The sequence below is a fragment of the Lentilactobacillus parakefiri genome (genome assembly GCF_002157585.1).
GTDB lineage: Bacteria > Bacillota > Bacilli > Lactobacillales > Lactobacillaceae > Lentilactobacillus > Lentilactobacillus parakefiri.
Genome location: NZ_BDGB01000079.1, coordinates 142,576 through 157,400, shown reverse-complemented (window position 1 = coordinate 157,400; position 14,825 = coordinate 142,576). Strand labels below are relative to the sequence as shown.

Below are 14,825 nucleotides of genomic sequence, written 5' to 3'. Positions count from 1 at the left end.
TGGTAGGCTTATTTGTTATGCCTTCAAGTACGATATTCAGACAACACACCAGATTAAACGCCGCAACTAATAAAACAACAAAAAAGATCTCCCACACAAGGAGATCTCCAAAGGATAGAAACTATCCTTCAACACCATTTGACAAACTTCCGATTATTTTTCGTCGCTCTTAAGCACACCGCCAACACTGTAACGGTTCGTTTCCATTTCACTCAGAATCACATGAACGTGTTCTGCGGGGGCCCCGGTGTTTTTCACAACGGCTGCGGTAACGTCTTCTACCAGGCCCTTTAATTGATCTTGAGAGCGGCCGGCAATTAAATGAATATCTACAATTGGCATCCTATAATTCCTCCATTTGCTTCGAATGGCAAAAGTATACCTTAAATCATTTCCCCCTGCAATGCCTTGATGTTTCATTAAACGTGTCAGAACCGTTTGTGGATCAAAGATGATACAATAATCGGAGTAACCTTTAACTGTGAATAGGAGATTTTAAAATGATACCTTACAAAACCTTTTCCGCCTGTACCAGTATGATTGTTGGCAAAAAAGCCAGCATCGACGGCTCAATCATGATTGCCAGAAATGAAGACAGCAAGTCTTCCTGGCCGAAAAATTACGTTATCCACGACTATCAGAAATTTGATAAGGCCCCTGTTTTTTCATCTAAAGACAACGGCTTCAAGCTAACCCTCCCGAAAGTGCGTTTTAAGTATTCCGCCACCCCTGAATGGACCGACAAATTCGGTGTGTTTGAAGAGAATGGTTTTAATGAGTTCGGTGTTGCGATGAGCGCGACCGAAAGTACTTATACCAATCAACTGGCTTTGGGTGCTGATCCACTTAACGAAGATGGTATCGGCGAAGAGACCATGATTACCGTTGTTCTTCCCTACGTTAAAACCGCGCGTCAGGGTATTGCCCGTTTGGGACAAATTGTGGAATATTTCGGGACGTCTGAATCCAACGGTATCTTATTTGCCGACAAGAACGAAGCTTGGTATATGGAAACCGGTGGCGTCCACAACTGGGTCGCTCAACGAATTCCGGATGACGCTTACGCCGTGATTGCCAACCAGAGTGCCATTCAAGAAGTCGACTTTGACGATCCGGACAACTTCATGTGGTCACCAAAAATTCGCCAGTTTGTCCTCGAAAATCACTTGAATCCGGATCCAACCGGTGAAACCTTCAACTTCCGTAAAATCTTTGGTACGGCTGACCTGTCGGATACGGTTTATAACACGCCGCGAGTGTGGTACGGCTTAAAAATGTTCTCACCAGAATTGAATTTTGCGCCCACCAGCCAGGAAATGCCGTTTATCAATCATGCTAACCGTAAGCTGAGCCTTTTCGATGTGGAAGACTTCTTAAGCTCCCATTATCAAGGCACCCCATTTGACCCCATTGGTGAGGGATCTGAGCACGATAAGCATCTCTATCGACCAATTAGTCTCGCTAAGACTCAGGAGGCTCACATCCTCCAAATTCGGCCAAATATGCCAACTCCTGCTGCCGGGATTCAATGGTTGGCAATGGGCGTTGCCGCACAAAGCAGCTTCGTACCGTTTTATGCCGGCGCAAACACGACACCCAAAGCCTATCAGAACGCTTCAGGCAACTATGCACCCGACCAAGCTTACTGGACCTATAAACTCGCTGGTGTTTTGGTGGACCCACACTACGTCAAATTTGGACCCAAGTTAAATGATACCAAATCAAAGCTGCGGGTTAATTTCCAACAAGCTGTCCAAAAAACTGATGCATCAATTCAAGGCTTATCCAACGTCGAACTCAGCAATTACCTGACTAAAGTCAACTTTGCCAATGCTAAGATGGGCTTAGATGCGTACAACCACTTGATTAGCGACATCATTACCAATTCAACTGATTTGTCACCAATTAATTTCACCCAGGATATGAATCTCTAGCCGCCATCGAATGATAGATTAAAAAAATACTGAATACTAAAACGAAGCTGACCCACACTTTTAAGTTTGTGAGCCAGCTTCGTTTTGTTTTTTGAGTTATTTAATTTAATAATGTTCCCGAGTGAATGAACCTGGAACATCCTGACTGGCTTTGACAACCAGTTTGGTCAATAAGTCCTCAGTGGCCTTCATGACGTGATCGGCCGTTCGGGCATTGGCCTGTCCAAGTGCCCGAACAACGTGTGAACCGGAAGCTTCTTTTTCGGCCATCTGCTTATCCACTTGGGCAATTCGTTCATGGGCATAACCCATTTCCTCAAGCTGATAGTCCTCAATGTCTTGCATCAAAGCCTGATAATGATCAGCTGCAATGAGTGAAATCAGTCGGTTTGCCCAATAAGCGTTGTGACTGTCCAAGGTCTCCGTCGTATCACGGTAACAATCCGGCGTGTTGACAACGTTGGTAAAGAACGGCGTCAAAGTATTAAATGGATTGGAAGCAAATGTCAGCCACTGGACAGCTGAATAAGCTGAAGGAATTCCTGGACGTAACTGCAAAATTGACAGTTCCTGGTTACGGTTGATGCCAATTGGGCGATATGGCACCGTCTTATAATCGGCTCCAGGGGCAAATGGATCATAGGGTGTGTCTTGATAATGGGAACTTAGAACATATTTGATATCTTCAATCGTAATCCTACGGTTAGCGTGACAAATAAACGGCAAGTTGTTGCTCATTGGCGTCTTGTCCTTGACTGACTCAGGATCGAAATATCGTTGCCCATACCAAGCCCGTGGCGTATTGTAATGACGATCCAGTTGGGTGTCTGAGCCAAAGACCTTTGTGAAATTGAAGTGAGTGGTTGGGTTGAGATGATGTTGCTGAGCAAATTTGCGGAGATCTTTTGAGAACATGAAGCTGTCCGGATCATCAAAATCAATCTCTTGAATCTCCGTCTGGTTTGGGGCAATGACATAGGCATCATCGGGAATCCGTTGGGCAACCCAGTGATGACCGCCGGCAGTTTCTATGTACCAAATTTCATTAACATCTGAGAACAGGATGCCATTGGATTCGTATGTGCCAAACTTCTCAAGGAGTTTACCAACTCGTTGAACTCCCTCTCGAGCAGAGTTAATGTATGGCAGCGTAATGGTCAACAGATCTTCTTCGCCAAGGCCATTCTTTTCAAATGGGTCAGCCCCGATCACCCGAGAATTGGTTGTAATAGTCTCTGTGGCACTCATTGCCACATTATGGGCATTGATGCCGGCTTCACCCCAAACACCATTGTCAGGGACAGCATCGGGCACTGAGGTATATCTCAGTGGATTGTCTGGCAGTTTAACAGTAAATTTGGTTAATTTTGATTGATAATTCCGTGGCTGGTCCTCTGGTTCAACAACCACAAACTTCTTTGGATTGACGGCATCCCCGGCATCTTCATTTCTAGCAATGATGGTTGACCCGTCATAGCTGGCCTTCTTGCCGACTAGAATCGTTGTACAACTACTGTGTTTTGATGAAAACATTTTAAAGCCTCCCCTTATCTTTTTATCAACTTGATTTTACACCCTTTTGTGCATTGTGGAACAAAAGACCGTTGGATGCAAAATTGGGGATTCTAGGGTGACTGGCTTTTGTGACGGGTAGTTTTTAGTGGAAGGATTGATGATGTGACAGATTTATCAACGATTAGGGTGTTGTCCGTTTCATTTGGCGTTTGAAGTGAGCGCCAACGACCTAGGAGCCTACTGCTGAAATGAGGAGCGTCCAACGATGAACAAACTGTTTCTGGAATTCATTCACAATTGCTTTTACAGGGTTCGAACGGTTGGTTTATTTTCCGCTCCCTTCGGCCTTTGAGCTGAGCTCCGGGTCCTAAACGGGGCTCGTCGCATGCTTATTTTTGTGCCGGTTCCTCATAGTCGCCGTTTGGACAAACAACTTGTGTGCCGCTCTTTACCCGCTTTTCAACTAAGAAGTGGCCATCCTTTGGGCAATCTCTGCCGATTGGCTTATCCCACGAAACAAAATCACAGTCCGGGTATCTTGAACAGCCGTAGAAAATCCGGTTCTTCCTTGACTTGCGTTCAATGACCTGTCCCTTATGACACTTCGGACAAATGACACCGATTTCCTTGACGATTGCCATGGTATTTCGGCAGTCGGGGAATCTTGAACAGGCATAAAATTTACCATAACGGCCCATTTTGATCACCATTGGGGCGCCACAGATTTCACAATTGATTCCTGCTGGTTCGTCTTTAATTTGGACCTTTTCCATGTTTTTAGTGGCAGCATCCACCTCGTTGGAAAATGGCTTATAGAACGTATCAACTAGCTTGATCCAGTTCTCCTTACCCTCTTCAACTTGATCCAGTTTGCCTTCCAGATTAGCGGTAAAGTCGATGTTAACAACGTCTGGGAAATATTCGACGATAATCTTGTTGACAATCTCCCCTAATTCGGTTGGCTCGAAGCGGCGTCCAACCTCCTTAACGTAATATCGACGCTGGATGGTATCGATCGTTGGTGAGTAAGTTGATGGCCGGCCCACGCCCTTTTCTTCAAGCGCTTTAATCAGCGTGGCTTCACTGTAACGTGCCGGTGGCTGCGTAAAATGTTGGTCTGGATTGTTCTTAACCAACTTAACAACGTCGCCATTCTCCAAGTCGGGTAACAAGTTGTCTTTTTCTTTACTGTCACCGTAAACCTTCAAGAAACCATCAAACTTCATCTTGGAACCGTTGGCCTTGAATACAACGTTATTTTGTTCAATTGTCACTGCCATGGTGTCCATAATTGCCGGCGTCATTTGACTGGCAAGAAATCTCGACCAAACCATTTGGTAAAGCCTGAATTGATCGCGGGTCAAATATTTCTTTAAACTTGCCGGCGTTCTGAAGACAGAGGTTGGTCGGATCGCCTCATGAGCATCTTGAGCCCCTTCAGGAAGCTTTCCTTTAATTGGTTTGGTTGCGGCATACTCGACGCCGTATTTTTCGTGCAAAAATTGAGAAGCTTCATGTTTAGCGATGACTGAGATTCGCGTTGAATCAGTCCGCATATAGGTAATCAGGCCTTGACTGCCCTCTTTACCAATATTAATCCCTTCATACAGCTGTTGAGCAGCCATCATCGTTTTTCGTGTTCTAAAGTTGAGCTTCCGGTTGGCTTCCTGCTGCATTGTACTAGTAGTAAACGGTGGCTGTGGCTGACGTTTGCGCTCACGCCGGGTCACTTTGGTAATGTCAAAATCACCCTTTGGATCCAGTTGCTGAAGAATCTTTTGAACCGCTTCATTATTTGGCAGTTCCTTCTTCTTGCCGTTCAAACCATAAAAAGAGGCTTTGAATTTACTGCGACCCTTTTTGAATTCCGAATCAATTGACCAATATTCTTCTGGCGTAAAGTCCTTGATGGCTTTTTCTCGTTCAATAATCAGCCAAAGGGCAATCGATTGGACTCGTCCAGCACTCAGGCCCTTCTTAACCTTCTGCCAGAGAAGCGGGGAAATTGAGTACCCCACCAAGCGGTCTAAAATTCGTCGGGCCTGCTGAGCGTCAACCAAGTTCATATCGATATTCCTGGGATGCTTGAACGACTCTTTAACGGCATCCTTGGTAATTTCATTAAATACCACGCGGTTATCTTCGTTTGGATCTAAATCCAAAATGTGCTGCAGATGCCAGGCAATCGATTCCCCTTCACGATCCGGATCGGCTGCCAGATAGACTTTCTTGGCTTTTTTGGCAGCTGACCGTAATTCTTTAATCGTGTCACCTTTACCCCGAATGGAAATATAATGGGGTTCATAATCATGGTCGATGTCGACACCCATCTTACTCTTAGGTAGATCACGGACGTGTCCTTTGCTGGCGATCACCTTATATGATCGGCCAAGATATTTTTCAATGGTCTTGGCTTTAGCAGGTGATTCAACAATGACGAGATTTTTTCTAGGCGATTTTCGCTTAGTTTTTGATTTTGCTTTGGCTTTTGGTTTTGCTTTTGTAGAAGTTGCCATATTTTCTCCCCTCAAAACTGCTTATTTTTAATTATATTATTGTAGGAATTTTTATTACAAACCTACCACATCATATTGCAGGAATTTTAAAGTGTCAACTCACGGCGCTTAAATACCTAGATGAAAGTAGTCTTCCAAAATATCTTCTTCACTTAAAACTGGCTTAGCTCCGGCAGCAATTAATTCGTTAGTCCCAACAGAAACTGGCATCGTAATGGGTCCGGGGACGGCTAAAACATTCCGATTGTTCTGCAGGGCCAAATTCGCCGTGATCAAACTTCCTGAGTGTTGTTTGGCCTCTGTAACCAGCACACTTTGCACGAGGCCGGCAATAATCCGGTTGCGCTCGGGAAAATGGTTGCGGTAGCCCTTGGTCTGATTTGGGTATTCACTGATCAGCAAATGATGAGCAGCAATTTGAGCTTGTAGTTCCTGATTGGCATAAGGATAACAAATGTCCAACCCGGTTCCAATCACCGCAATCGTCCTGCCATGGTTGGCAATCACACATTGGTGAGCCAACGTGTCGACTCCATTAGCCAGCCCCGACACAATAGCCATTGTATTGGAAACTCTTCCAGGAATCAAATTTTTTAAAACTTCCACAGAATATGACGTGCAGTCTCTTGCACCAACAATTCCCAAGAGTGGTCGTTTCAAAAGTGACAATTCACCACGGTAAAACAAAATTAACGGCGGGGCAAAAGATTCTCGCAGTTGAAGTGGATAATCGCTATCCACAATACTCAACCACTGTTCGCCGTCCACTAATTGCCTCACCCGATTTTCATCTTGCATTAACTGTTGGTAACTCGTTTTAAAGTTAGCCGCATTTTTGGCATTGAGTTGGGCAATTGTTGCCAGCAAGTTGGCAGTGGGCAGCTGGTCTTCTCGCCAAACAACCTGGTCAACCCAGGTAACAATTTTTGACTTGCCAATGATCCCAATTCCCTTACATAAATGTATTCGTAACAAAAAATCTCTTAAAAGCATTGTCATCATCCTTTTAAGAGTATCTACGATAAATATATTTATTTCTTGCTAAATTTGTCAACCGGAGAAAAGGTCATTCGATGAATCGGGGTGGGCCCCAACGCCTTGAGAGCAGCTAAATGCTTGGCAGTCCCATAGCCGGCATTATGCACGAAGTCATATTCCGGGTACTGCTTGGCATATTCGTCCATCAAATGGTCTCGATAAACTTTCGCAACAATGCTGGCTGCCGAAACACTGATACTCTTGGCGTCCCCTTTGATGAGCCGGGTTTGGCGAATTGGCACCGCAATCTGCATGGCATCAACGATGATTTCATCCGGCTGTGGGGTTAAAGAGGCAACGGCTTGTTTCATGGCCACTCGAGTCGCTTGGTAAATGTTTAATTCATCAATCCCATGGTTGTCAACTAACCCAATCCCTACACTGATTGCTTGAGCTTGAATTTTTGGTGCCAACTCAGCACGAATCCTCGGCGTCAACTGCTTGGAGTCGTTGACGGCCACCAAATCGAAATCCTGCGGTAAAATGACGGCTGCCGCCACTACCGGACCTGCCAGGGGGCCTCTACCAACCTCATCCACGCCGGCAACGTATTGTAATCCCTGATGCCAAAAAGAACGTTCATATTTAAAACGGGCTTCAAATTCAGCAAGTGCCTTTGCATGCTTATGTAATCGATTGGCCGTCGACTGAATCGCCAATTGAACCCCCTTTCGCGGATCCGCCTTTAACCCAACCAGCCTTGGATCGTCAAGATCAGTCATTTGGGCTAAGACCCGCTTAACCTCTTTAATCGTTCGCTTTGTCATCTGCCATCACCATTTCAGGATCATCCAAGGTAAACCGACCAATTTTACCAGCACGGAAATCCTGAATGATCCGATTGGAGCCACGTTCATAGTCATCGCGCATGCCAACCTTTTTGGTAATCTGTAAGAGCAGATCAACATCTGAAAGGCTTAAATCGTCATCATTCAAATGGTAACGCACTTTGAGCCCTTCTGGATGGAGCTGCCTAATCTGCTTTAAACCAAATAACGCAATGTCATCACTGGCAAAAACGCTCTCTTTAATTGCACCGGTAAATGCCAGCTTGTCAGCAACTTCCTGACTGGAAAATTTTGGCCACAGAATCCCTGGCGTATCCAGTAATTCCAACTTGTCGGTAGATTTAAGCCACTGCTGGCCCTTGGTTACGCCGGGACGATTACCAACCTGGGCAGCTCGACGGTTGACCAATCGGTTCAAAACAGTTGATTTACCAACATTAGGAACGCCAACACTAATGGCTCTGATTGGCCGCTTCTTCATGCCTTTATCCTGCTCTCGCTGTAATTTGTCCCGTAGGATCGGTGAAATCACGGAAATCAAATTATTAATGCCAAATTTAGTCTTGGCATCAATTGCAATGGCCGGCTGATTGTGTGCAGCAAAGTACTGCAGCCAAGCATTGGTCAATTGTGGATCAGCTAAATCCCGTTTGGTCATAATATAAAGGTGTGGCTTGTCGGCACTAATCCGCCGAATTTCTGGATTTTGAGAAGTCAGCGGAATTCTGGCGTCAATCACTTCAAATACAACGTCAACTAAAGAAAGATTTTCTTCAAACTGACGAATTGCTTTTGCCATATGTCCTGGGAACCATTGAATTGTTACTGGCATTATTTCACTTCCTAAAAACTTTCTTGATATTTTTTCCACACGGCGTCAAAAATTTCCATAGCGGGAAGGTAAGTTGCATTTTCTTCTAGATACTTGGATAATTCGTCAAATTCATCTTCCTGTTTGGGAAATGACTGGTCATAAAATGCGTTGTTGGCAAACTCGGCTTCCGGATCAGTGCTTCCCGGATTTCGTTTGGTCATTAAGTACTGGTAGAACGTTTTGTGCATATTAGTCCTCCTTGTCAGTGGTTGGCAAAAGAATTTCAAAGGCGAATTTTCCCTGGCCGTTCATATCAATCGTTCTTGCCCGATAATTAATCCCCTTGTTACCATTCATGTGAATAATATCAAGTTTGATGGTTTTATCTTTTGGATCAAGCTGAACCCACTTAGGCAACTTATAATGCTGTTTGACATACATCAAAACAAAACTGATCGGTACGGGAAACTTTCCCACCGCCAGTTTGTTGGCATGGAGCTCGATGTTACCATTCGGCATCACCTTGGGGTCAAAAGTCAGTGAATAATCGACATTGGATCCCAACAAGGCCAATGATCCGTATACAATTCCTTCGTTGGCAACCTCAAAATGATATTGTGAGGGGCGCCCCTTCTGCAGCTTATCCAAATAATAACTAGACAGCTGATTAAGTTGGGTCTTATTAATAGTTGCGGAAATTGGCTCGGTCTGGTTGGTCAATTTCTGATCCACTGACTTATTCGTTGACGACGATAACGAAACCGCCAAAAACATACCAGCCACTAAAACAACCAGTAGGCCGATTAAAGACATGAAAGCAATCTTCCAAGGGTTACGTTGTTTCGCCTGTTTGGGGGCTTTTCTCATAATGGATCACTCCTCTTTCAACCAGGATATATGTGCGGCCATTTGCTCATACAACCGATTAGTCATAATTTGATACCCCTTCAAGTTTGGATGGAAATGGTCGTCATTTGAGAGATATTTATTTGACTGAGCGGGTTGGCCACTCAACAGCTGCTCAATGTCAGCAGGAGAATCATGATTTTCGGCAATAATGCTGGCAGCCGCCTTTTCTTCCAAAGTTTTTCTGGATTTGGCGGTGGTAAATTGACCATCCGTCAGCTGTTTGTTAATCGACACAAAATACATGCCGTGCTGTTGTTGAATCACCTTATTTGTGATCTGGTTCGTATTGCTGACTGTGTCGTTAATATAGCTGACCTGAGGGAAATAGACGTAGACCGGATTGTAAATGCCAAAAACAAAGATGGGTGCCCGCCTGTTCAGATGACGGATGTTTCGAAATAAACGGGTGACTCGGGTCTGATAGGTTTGGCAATAGCCTGTTAATTTTTGATCCAACTGGTGTTTGCTCAAACCGACAACATTAGCCTTCCAAAATTTCAGCAGATCGTTCCCACCAGACGTGATGGTGATCATATCGGCTTCCCGCAAGCTGTGCGCCAGCCGTTTGGAATAAACCACCCGATGATTAATTTGATCGGTTGTTTCTCCTGAAATCCCATAGTTGGCAGTCGACAGGTGAACGTTGGGATTTGTTTGAGTGACTTTTTGCCGGATCAGATGCGTATAGCCACCTTTGTTGGTCGGGTCACCAACACCTTGGGTCAGTGAATCACCCACTGCGGTTAATTTAACTTCCCTTGGCAACGATTCTTTGGCCGAGTTGAAATAACGGTAGCCCACAAATGCAGCTGCCCCAATGACAATCAGTGAGGTTAATACGATAATCCAGCGAAAATGATGCTGAGTTATTTTGACTCACAGAATCAACCTCTCAAATGGCTATCAACTCTAAAAGGGGTGACAACAAAACATCCGCTTTGTCTCGCCCCTTTTAGTAATATTTTAGATCTGCAATTACTTGGGATCGCTGTAATAAATTAACGCAAATGCCCCTTTGCCAGTATGGGTGGAAATCGTCGGCGACGTCACCCGCTCAAGAAATGAAGCGTCAGGAAACTCAGTTTTAAGCTTTTGAACTGTGTCCTTCAAAACAGCAGTCTCAGTTACGTATGAAATGCCAATCGACTTAATCGCAGCAGCGTTCTTCATTTCATCAATGATACCATTGAAAAACTTTTTAAGGGATTTATCGCCACGACCTTTAGAAATAATTTTAAGTTTACCATCACTCACCTGAAGCCCCAGTTTGATGTTTAAAAAGTTGGTAATTGCCCCGGCAATTGGGTGCAAGCGTCCACCCTTAACGATGTTGTCCAAAGTCATCACACACAAATAAAGCTTGGTATTATTGCGAACCTGATTGACTCTATCTAAAATGGCGTCCATATCTGCGCCATCCTGTGCCAGTTTGGCAGCTTCGAGCACTTGAAAGCCCAAACCGCGGTCAGTACTTTGGCTGTCAACAACCGTCACATCGGATTTACTGATAGTGGCTGCCTGTTCAGCTGCATGAACGGTGCCACTAATGGCTGCCAGCATATTCAAACAGAGAATTTGACTACCGTCTTCACCCAATCGATCAAATGTTTCGACAAATTTACCAACTGGTGGCTGGCTGGTCTTCGGCAGATCGTGAGCCGCCAGCATTTGAGGAACAAAGGTTTCATTTGTAATCGTATCACGGTCAACATACACCGTATCGTCAATCATCACAGTTAATGGAACAATTGTAATTCCGTATTGTTTGAGTTCTTCATCTGTCAGTTGGGCGGATGAATCCGTCACAATTTTTACTTTTGCCATTTACGCCACTCGTTTCTTTACAAAATTAATCATTCATTGATTGTCCAACCACAATTATATCAAAGTTCTGCCAAAGATTCATAATCATTTATGACCGGAGAATTTCCGATCGAAAACCTCAAAGGTGTGTGGATATTGATTCTTGGCATCGACAACTCCAGCCACTGATTTGCTTCGTTCAAACAGCGAGTAATCAATGGTGGGCATGTAAGTGTCACCGGTAAATTCTGCTTCAATCTTCGTTCGATAAAGACGGTCGACTTTGGAACGCAACTGTGCAAATAGATTGGCCCCACCGGTCACGATGTACTGCTTGTCAGGATTTTGATCAATCAGCTGGCACAATCGTTCAATTGATGATACCACCTTAACCCCAGCCGGGAAATCAGTTTGGTGTGACACCACTACATTCTCACGGCCAGGCAGCGGTCGATTGTAGCTGCGGAAAGTCTTTGATCCGGAAATAATTGTGTTGCCCATCGTTGTTTGTTTGAAGTAATGCATGTCGTCAGGCAAATGCCAAGGTAATTGTCCGTTCGCACCAATCAAACCATTGGCATCCTCTGCCCAAATAAATGCTAACATCAACTGCCTCCTAAACTGCAACCGGGGCTTTAATAACTGGGTATGGGTCATAATTTTTGACCTTGATATCAGCCATTTCAAATTCATCTAAATGTTTCTTTTCCGGATTCAACCACAATTCGGGTGCCTGACGGGGGTTGCGAGAGAGCAGTTCCTCGACTTGATCGATATGGTTGAGATAAATGTGGGCATCCCCAAAGGTATGAACAAAGTCGCCCACTTCCAAGCCGCATTCTCTGGCAATCATGGAAGTCAAAAGCGCATAACTGGCAATGTTATACGGAACGCCAAGGAAGATATCCCCTGAACGTTGATACAGCTGGCAGCTTAACTTGCCATCGTTGACATAGAACTGAAATAAGGTATGGCAAGGAGGTAACGCCATGGTTGGCACGTCCTCGGGATTCCATGCTGAAACGATCATTCGCCTTGAATCGGGGTGAGTTTTGATCAGATCAATCACATTTTGAATTTGGTCAATTGTCCCACCAGTCGACGTCTTCCAAGCACGCCATTGACTGCCGTAAACCAGACCTAAATCACCATATTTTTTGGCAAAATCATCGTCATTAATAATCCGATCACAAAAAAGCTTCTTTTGTTCCTGATAAACTTTGTTAAACTCAGGATCTTTTTGAGCTCGGTGAGAAAAGTCGGTCATATCAGGACCGGTATAGTCATTGGAGGCAACAAATTTTTCAAAAGCCCATTCATCCCAAATGTGATTCTTATGCTTCAATAAAAATTGAATATTGGTGTCGCCCTTTAAGAACCATAAGAGTTCACTTTTGATTAACCCAAACGGCACTTTCTTAGTGGTTAATAAGGGAAAACCCTTTGATAAATCAAATCGCATCTGGTAGCCAAAGGTGCTGATGGTTCCGGTATGAGTCCGATCAGTCTTTTTATGGCCATTTTCCAAAACGTAACGTGCAAGATCTAAATAGGCATCTTCTAACATGGCAATTCTCCTTTTTCAGAACGGGACTGGTTTGATTATTCTGCGTACTCGCTCAAATATTCCCAACGCTTCATTTTTTTATCGGCTTCTTCAGACAACTGATCCTTCTGTTCTTGAAGGTCAGCCAACTTGTCGTAATCAGAGCCGTTATTTTGCATCTGCTTGTCAATGTCTTCAACTTGAGACTCAAGTTTTTCAATTTCATCTTCGATATGATCGTACTCAATTTTTTCAGAATAGGTCAGCTTTTTCTTAGTTTTGGCTGCTGAACCAGTTGTCTCCTGACTTGAATTTGCCGAATTCGATTGCGTGTTGCTTGCCTTGACAGCCGATTTTGGCGTCTTTTTGATTGATGCCAGGTAATCGGTGAACCGGCCGCGATGTTCTTCAATCACGCCATTCCCTTTAAAAATCAACAATCGATCGGCAACCTTATCCAAGAAGTAGCGGTCATGTGAAACCGTGATAACGGTGCCCTGGAATTTAGAAATGTAGTCCTCTAAGACCGTCAAAGTCGCAATATCCAAGTCATTGGTCGGTTCATCCAACAGCAGCACATTTGGCTGCTGCATGAGTAATTTTAACAAATACAATCGGCGTTTTTCACCACCGGAAAGCTTCCGGATTAAAGTGCCGTGCATGAAACGGGGAAACAGAAATTCTTCAAGTAATTCAGCAACACTGATCTTATTGCCCGTGTTATCGGTCACCTGCTGGCCGATTTCACTCAAATAACTAATCACCCGCTTATCTTCGGGGATCGGTTCGGTTAGCTGAGTGTAATAGGCAATTTTGACAGTTTCTCCGACCTTAATGATGCCTGAATCTAATTTCAAGCGCCCGGCAATCACGTTGAGGAGGCTCGTCTTTCCGGCACCGTTCTCGCCACTGATTCCAATTCGTTCATTCGGCTGGACAAGAATGTTGAAGTCCTTGAGGATCGTTTGGCCATCAATGGTCAAGTTGGCGTCCTTCATCTTAAGGACTTCCTTGCCTAATCGCGTCTGGCCCAAAGAAATGTTGACGTCTTGATCAAGCTGTAAGGTACCCACATTCTCTTTTAAATCATTAAATCGATTGATGCGGGCCTGCTGCTTGGTTGAACGGGCTTTGGCACCCGTTTTCATCCAAGCCAGTTCCTGCTTGTAAAGCTGCTGGGTCTTATGCTCCGCTTGAATTTCACCTTCAACCCGGGTCGCTTTTTGTTGCACATAGTCTTGATAATTACCGTCATATTGATAGAGTTTACCAAATGACAGCTCCCAGATTTTATTGGCAACGTGATCCAAGAAATAACGGTCATGGGTGACGACGATTAGGGAGCCCTTGTAGCCGGCAAGATAATTTTCCAGCCAATCAATGGAATCAAAGTCCAAGTGGTTGGTCGGTTCGTCAAGTAACAGCAGGTTCGGTGCTTGAATCAAAACTTGTGCCAGCCCGACCCGTCTTCTTTGACCACCTGACAATTCGGAGATTTTCTGGTTGTAATCAGTAATCTTCAATTGGGTTAAAATCGTTTTAACGTCACTCTGGGCATTCCAAGCGTCTTCTTCATTCATTCGCGCTTCCGCTTTGGTGTAGCGCTTTTCAGCGTCTGGGTCTTCAGGATGGGTTGAGTAATCCTTCAGGGCAGCTTCATAACGCCGAATTGTCCGATAAACGGTCTGTGATCCAGAAAACACCGCATCCATAATTGACAGTTGCTCGTCAAGTTCAGGATCCTGCTTTAAATAGCCAATGGTATAGGATTTGGAGGTAATAATATCTCCTGTCGAATCATGGTCAATCCCAGCGATGGCATTTAATAAAGACGTTTTCCCGGTTCCGTTGGTGCCAATTAAGCCGATTCGGTCATGTTCATTAATAATAAAGTTCAGATTATCAAAGAGTGTTTTTTCACCATAGGTTTTTGCTAAGTTCTCGACACGCATTGTTTCCATT

Annotated in this window: 14 protein-coding genes; 1 reads left to right on the top strand and 13 read right to left on the bottom strand. The window is 44.4% G+C overall.

The annotated features are described in order from the left end of the window. Positions 1 to 153: 153 nt before the first annotated feature. Complete coding sequence (gene thmT / locus LPKJCM_RS09220; RefSeq protein WP_057961564.1) at positions 154 to 342, bottom strand: 2-hydroxymuconate tautomerase; 189 nt, start codon at positions 340 to 342, stop codon at positions 154 to 156. A 158-nt stretch (positions 343 to 500) separates the two neighbouring features. Here thmT and LPKJCM_RS09215 point away from each other — a divergent pair, with 158 nt between their 5' ends. Continuing rightward, complete coding sequence (locus LPKJCM_RS09215; RefSeq protein WP_057961565.1) at positions 501 to 1,934, top strand: C69 family dipeptidase; 1,434 nt, start codon at positions 501 to 503, stop codon at positions 1,932 to 1,934. Between the two features lie 105 nt (positions 1,935 to 2,039). On the opposite strand, the gene LPKJCM_RS09210 is transcribed toward LPKJCM_RS09215, so the two are convergent. The 12 genes from LPKJCM_RS09210 to LPKJCM_RS09155 form a co-directional block, all read right to left on the bottom strand. Next, positions 2,040 to 3,467: a C69 family dipeptidase gene (locus tag LPKJCM_RS09210; RefSeq protein ID WP_057961566.1), complete on the bottom strand. Its 1,428-nt coding sequence runs from the start codon at positions 3,465 to 3,467 to the stop codon at positions 2,040 to 2,042. A 371-nt stretch (positions 3,468 to 3,838) separates the two neighbouring features. Further along, positions 3,839 to 5,965 carry a type I DNA topoisomerase gene (topA, locus tag LPKJCM_RS09205; RefSeq protein ID WP_057961567.1) on the bottom strand — a complete coding sequence of 709 codons (2,127 nt, stop codon included), beginning with the start codon at positions 5,963 to 5,965 and terminating at the stop codon, positions 3,839 to 3,841. Positions 5,966 to 6,073: 108 nt separating this feature from the next. Beyond that, positions 6,074 to 6,958 carry a DNA-processing protein DprA gene (gene dprA, locus LPKJCM_RS09200; protein WP_057961568.1) on the bottom strand — a complete coding sequence of 295 codons (885 nt, stop codon included), beginning with the start codon at positions 6,956 to 6,958 and terminating at the stop codon, positions 6,074 to 6,076. Between the two features lie 38 nt (positions 6,959 to 6,996). After that, the gene (gene rnhB / locus LPKJCM_RS09195) at positions 6,997 to 7,770 is read right to left on the bottom strand and encodes a ribonuclease HII (protein ID WP_057961569.1); all 774 of its coding nucleotides are present in this window, start codon (positions 7,768 to 7,770) and stop codon (positions 6,997 to 6,999) included. Beyond that, positions 7,751 to 8,623, bottom strand: a complete 873-nt coding sequence (gene ylqF, locus LPKJCM_RS09190) for a ribosome biogenesis GTPase YlqF (RefSeq protein ID WP_057961570.1) — start codon at positions 8,621 to 8,623, stop codon at positions 7,751 to 7,753. The genes rnhB and ylqF overlap by 20 nt, the downstream gene beginning before the upstream one ends. An 11-nt stretch (positions 8,624 to 8,634) precedes the next feature. Beyond that, entirely contained in the window at positions 8,635 to 8,853 is a 219-nt protein-coding gene (locus LPKJCM_RS09185) for a YozE family protein (protein ID WP_057961571.1), read from the bottom strand. 1 nt (position 8,854) lies between these two features. Next, on the bottom strand, positions 8,855 to 9,472 hold the full coding sequence (locus LPKJCM_RS09180) for a YpmS family protein (protein WP_057961572.1): 618 nt from the start codon (positions 9,470 to 9,472) through the stop codon (positions 8,855 to 8,857). A 6-nt stretch (positions 9,473 to 9,478) separates the two neighbouring features. Beyond that, positions 9,479 to 10,315, bottom strand: a complete 837-nt coding sequence (locus LPKJCM_RS09175) for a GDSL-type esterase/lipase family protein (protein ID WP_225364166.1) — start codon at positions 10,313 to 10,315, stop codon at positions 9,479 to 9,481. A 174-nt stretch (positions 10,316 to 10,489) separates the two neighbouring features. Continuing rightward, complete coding sequence (locus tag LPKJCM_RS09170; protein ID WP_057961574.1) at positions 10,490 to 11,338, bottom strand: DegV family protein; 849 nt, start codon at positions 11,336 to 11,338, stop codon at positions 10,490 to 10,492. A gap of 84 nt (positions 11,339 to 11,422) precedes the next feature. After that, positions 11,423 to 11,923 (bottom strand): dihydrofolate reductase, encoded by a 501-nt coding sequence (locus LPKJCM_RS09165; RefSeq protein ID WP_057961575.1) that lies wholly within the window; start codon positions 11,921 to 11,923, stop codon positions 11,423 to 11,425. Positions 11,924 to 11,933: 10 nt separating this feature from the next. Continuing rightward, a complete protein-coding gene (locus tag LPKJCM_RS09160; protein ID WP_057961576.1) occupies positions 11,934 to 12,884 on the bottom strand; it encodes a thymidylate synthase in 951 nt (316 codons plus the stop codon). A 35-nt stretch (positions 12,885 to 12,919) separates the two neighbouring features. Beyond that, positions 12,920 to 14,824 (bottom strand): ABC-F family ATP-binding cassette domain-containing protein, encoded by a 1,905-nt coding sequence (locus LPKJCM_RS09155; RefSeq protein ID WP_057961577.1) that lies wholly within the window; start codon positions 14,822 to 14,824, stop codon positions 12,920 to 12,922. Between the last annotated feature and the right edge of the window lies 1 nt (position 14,825).

What these genes read in the sequence shown, in the direction of transcription:
- LPKJCM_RS09215 (WP_057961565.1), top strand. Translation starts at nt 501, where the DNA reads ATGATACCTTACAAAACCTTTTCCGCCTGTACCAGTATGATTGTTGGC.
- LPKJCM_RS09180 (WP_057961572.1), bottom strand. Translation starts at nt 9,472, where the DNA reads ATGAGAAAAGCCCCCAAACAGGCGAAACAACGTAACCCTTGGAAGATT.
- ylqF (WP_057961570.1), bottom strand. Translation starts at nt 8,623, where the DNA reads ATGCCAGTAACAATTCAATGGTTCCCAGGACATATGGCAAAAGCAATT.
- LPKJCM_RS09185 (WP_057961571.1), bottom strand. Translation starts at nt 8,853, where the DNA reads ATGCACAAAACGTTCTACCAGTACTTAATGACCAAACGAAATCCGGGA.
- topA (WP_057961567.1), bottom strand. Translation starts at nt 5,965, where the DNA reads ATGGCAACTTCTACAAAAGCAAAACCAAAAGCCAAAGCAAAATCAAAA.
- LPKJCM_RS09210 (WP_057961566.1), bottom strand. Translation starts at nt 3,467, where the DNA reads ATGTTTTCATCAAAACACAGTAGTTGTACAACGATTCTAGTCGGCAAG.
- LPKJCM_RS09165 (WP_057961575.1), bottom strand. Translation starts at nt 11,923, where the DNA reads ATGTTAGCATTTATTTGGGCAGAGGATGCCAATGGTTTGATTGGTGCG.
- rnhB (WP_057961569.1), bottom strand. Translation starts at nt 7,770, where the DNA reads ATGACAAAGCGAACGATTAAAGAGGTTAAGCGGGTCTTAGCCCAAATG.
- LPKJCM_RS09155 (WP_057961577.1), bottom strand. Translation starts at nt 14,824, where the DNA reads ATGGAAACAATGCGTGTCGAGAACTTAGCAAAAACCTATGGTGAAAAA.
- LPKJCM_RS09160 (WP_057961576.1), bottom strand. Translation starts at nt 12,884, where the DNA reads ATGTTAGAAGATGCCTATTTAGATCTTGCACGTTACGTTTTGGAAAAT.
- dprA (WP_057961568.1), bottom strand. Translation starts at nt 6,958, where the DNA reads ATGCTTTTAAGAGATTTTTTGTTACGAATACATTTATGTAAGGGAATT.
- thmT (WP_057961564.1), bottom strand. Translation starts at nt 342, where the DNA reads ATGCCAATTGTAGATATTCATTTAATTGCCGGCCGCTCTCAAGATCAA.
- LPKJCM_RS09170 (WP_057961574.1), bottom strand. Translation starts at nt 11,338, where the DNA reads ATGGCAAAAGTAAAAATTGTGACGGATTCATCCGCCCAACTGACAGAT.